The following is a 4,088-nucleotide window of genomic DNA, read 5'->3' as shown; positions in this document are numbered from 1 at the left end:
AGTATTACCCCTTCGGTGGCACGGCAGTGTGGAGTGCAAAGCATACCTCGGAGGCGAAGTATAAATATGTGCGTTACTCAGGTAAAGAGCGGGATGCCACAGGGCTGTATTACTACGGTTACCGTTATTACATGCCGTGGATGGGGCGTTGGCTAAATCCAGACCCGGCTTGGACGGTGGATGGATTGAACCTGTACCGGATGGTGAGGAATAACCCGATAACATTGAGGGATGTGGATGGAAGAGCGCCTAATAAAGGAGACAAATCTAAACTGAGCGGAATAGCGAGTGTGAAAAAATCTTTTTCTCGTATTTTTAGTCGAAAAAAAACGGATGTTCAGCAGGAGGGAGATATTAATAATCAAAGTCTTGATTCGTTTATTGCAACAGAGTTTGAAAAAGTATCAAGCAACAATATAGCGGCAAATTTTAAACCGGGTACATCCTTTACAATGCCCGAAGATACATTACTTGACTATAATGGCGCTTCCTTTACTTCAGACGATCCATCTGAAATTAATCGTCCAAGTTATATCGATCTCAATTTTGCCGATGAAAATTCAATAGTTAAAAATAAATCATTTACTATGTTGCCTTATGTAGAAGGTCGTATCAGTTATGCAGGAAGTGAGGGAAGTGTTATTAGCCCTCGGTTTACAGGGTGTTTGATGTCTACTTATATCGTAGGAGGCGAACGTCGAGTTGCTCATACTCATGCGAGTAAAAGTTCAGATGATATGAAAGGAGCAATGAAAAGCCTTTTAAGCCAACCTGGTAACAAAGAAGAATCGACTTTTAAACCGTTCTCGATTGATGATGATTTTTCTTTGTATGCGAAAATACAAAGCGAACACTCTAAACCTCCCGTAGTTTTTGGTCTGGTAACTGAAGATAATAAAAATTACTCGATATTTACTTATCAACCTACATCGACTAAGCAGTTTAATGTTGTCGCTATATTAGATAGAAGTAATAAACATTTTGACTGGGGCACCATATGAATAAATCCACCTCCCCTGACGTGTTCAGAGGCACACCGACTATCTCGGTAATTGATAACCGGGGACTGGCGGTACGAAGTGTGCAATACAATCGCCTGAGAGCATCCAGTGCTTTGGAGTGTTTAATCACTCGCTCTAGTTATAACGAAGTGGGCCAGTTAAGCGGTGCCTCGGACCCACGCTTGTTTGATAACGAAGTCGAAAATCAGTCCCAGATAAACAGTTTGACGGGGCAGACTTTACGGATTGACAGTGTTGATGCTGGTTGGCGGGTTGGGCTGCTTGATATTGAAGGTGGGGTGCATAAAGAGTGGGATGAACTGGGTATTACACGGCGTTACGCTTACGATGTGCTACTGCATCGTCCGCTGGCTATTTATGAGAAAGGTGCGGATATCAACAGTGGTATTGAGCAAATCACCGAGCGTTTTGTCTATGGAGATAGTAGCCAGACTGATGACAATCTGAACTTACAACTTATCCAGCATTATGACCAAGGCGGGTTGGCAGAGACCTGCAGTATCAGTCTTACTGGGCAGCCGTTAATACAGCAGCGTCAGTTATTGAGCGATAACATAGCAGAGAGTGACTGGCAAGGCGATGAAAGCGACTGGAAAGGGCAACTTGGCTCAGAGGTTTACAAGACCACGTGGGGATATAATGCTTTAGGTGTGATGTTGGCTCAGTTGGGTGCGACAGGGAATCGTCAGCGCAGTGAGTATGATGTGTCAGGAGCCTTGTCGGCCAGCTATTTACTGTTGGCACACCAAGCTGATGAGCAGATATTAGTGTCAGAGATTGATTACAACGCTAACGGTCAGAAGACTTTCGAATGTGCAGGTAATGGTGTGACCACTACTTACACTTATGATGAGCGTGATTGGCGCTTAATCACGATGCTGACGGAGCGGCCGAGTAGTGGAACACGCAGTACCAAGCTGCAAGAGCTGAATTACACGTATGACCCGGTGGGAAATATACTCTTAATTGAAGATAAGGCGGTGGCCACGCGCTTTTATAAAAACCAGCGCATCGAACCAGAGCAAAGCTATGAGTATGATGCCCTGTATCAACTTATTAGCGCTAGGGGCAGAGAGAATGCGGCGAATCAGCCTTCGAACTCATCCCTTCCCACCCCAAGTATCCCAATTCCTACCGACAGCAACCAACTGCGTAACTACACGCGAACTTATACTTATGATAGGGGCGGAAATCTTTCCCAAATCCAGCATGCGCCAGATGATGGTAGCCCAGGCTATACCTTGTCGATGGTGGTGTCTGAGCGCAGCAACCGCACTTTGCAACAAACTACTGGAGCACCAATTGATGTTGGTGATGTGGATAACCACTTTGATGCCCATGGTAACTTACTGCAACTTGAGCAGAGTAAGGGGTTGACGTGGGGGCGGTATAATCAATTGAAGCAAGTGGAGCTGACAGACAAGCAACAAGAGGTTTATCAGTATGCAGCGCAGGGAGCACGAATACGTAAAGTGTTGATGGAGGGGAGTAATGAGTCAGAGGTGATTTACTTGCCTGGTCTAGAGCTGAGAAACAAACGGGGTGCGATAAATGAAACGTTACATGTTATCTCGTTGAGCAATACCGGTCGTAATCAGGTGCGCTTGCTGCATTGGGCCACAGAGACACCTGCCGAGATGGATAATGACCAGCTCAGATACAGTCTGGATAACCACCTGGGGAGCAGCCATTTGGAGCTCGACAGTCACGGGGATGTGTTGACGCAAGAGGAGTATTACCCCTTCGGTGGCACAGCAGTGTGGAGTGCAAAGCATACCTCGGAAGCGAAATACAAATATGTGCGTTACTCAGGTAAAGAGCGGGATGTCACAGGGCTGTATTACTACGGTTACCGTTATTACATGCCGTGGATGGGACGCTGGCTCAATCCGGATCCGGCCTGGACGGTGGATGGCTTGAACTTGTATCGGATGGTGGGTAATAGTCCGATTAGATATTCTGATCCAGATGGAAAAGAACGTGTTGATCATTCCTCAATGCACCCGTACACCCCGATTAACCAGATTGCCATGCTGGGTTCTCATGATGCTGGCACATATGCTTTCAGCGCTAAACAGCGTGGGTTGAGCGTGGGGGCAGCATTTACTTCAGCATTTAAAACACAAAAGCTGACCTTGGTGGAGCAAGCTAAGGCTGGAACGACATATTTCGATATTCGAGTGACCCAAAAAAGGAATGGTTTTCAATTTTTTCATGGTCCAAGTTCTGCAGGAGATGCGCTTACCGATGTAAAAGCATTGATGGAATATGCTAAGAATGATCCTGATAATATTTACTTATTTAAAATGGATCTCAAAAAAGGGGGAGAAGAATTTTTAACTCAAGCGCTGAGTGAAGTTCACCGTAACCTTATTACCCCTAATGATACGGATAATTTGGGTTCAACACCGGTGGCGATACTGAGTGATATGAAAAATATAGGCATCATGTTGAAGGGGGGGGAAGGTGCTAATAAAGAAAAGTATTGGGACTACGGTCAGCAAAAGCATACGAAGTGGGCTAATTCTCCAAAGGTAAATAACACCACAAAGGTCATGTCAGATTTTCATGCAGAGCCAGTGGCAGCTGATCGTCTTAATATTATCCAAACCAATATGCCACTAGGCCTAAATATTGGAGGAGGAGTTAGAAATAACCTAAACCAACATAAAAATGAAATGAGTGCTGCCGTCGACTTGCTGGAATTTCCGGGCATCATTAGCGGTGACTATATTGGAACCTCAATAGGAGCCTCTGAACACTTTCTCAAGACCATCAATCGACACAATAAAACAAACGCAAGTAAGTCTACACGCCTCTAAACAGACCCTTCGGTACTACTGGAAGCGTAAAGTGGCAAGCTCGCCACGATCACTTAACGTCTTAAGGTGCCGGTTACAGGGCCTTAAGATTTGCGAAGGAAAACAGCTATGCATACATACTTTTCCCCTGACGTGTTCAGAGGCACACCGACTATCTCGGTAATTGATAACCGGGGACTGGCGGTACGAAATGTGCTGTACAACCGCCAAACTGCATCCAGTGAGCTGGACTGTTTAATCACCC

The 4,088-nt window shown here is 45.5% G+C and carries 2 protein-coding genes; both read left to right on the top strand.

Annotation, left to right across the window (positions count from 1 at the left end):
- Positions 1-1,001 (top strand): RHS repeat-associated core domain-containing protein (locus FS373_RS32660; protein ID WP_227993459.1); only part of this gene is annotated, 1,001 nt, incomplete at its 5' end.
- A complete protein-coding gene (locus FS373_RS31280; protein WP_152831550.1) occupies positions 998-3,844 on the top strand; it encodes an RHS repeat-associated core domain-containing protein in 2,847 nt (948 codons plus the stop codon). The genes FS373_RS32660 and FS373_RS31280, both read left to right, overlap by 4 nt.
- Positions 3,845-4,088 lie beyond the last annotated feature (244 nt).

Source organism: Shewanella sp. YLB-07, assembly GCF_009377275.1.
This window is presented reverse-complemented; position numbering and strand designations above follow the sequence as displayed.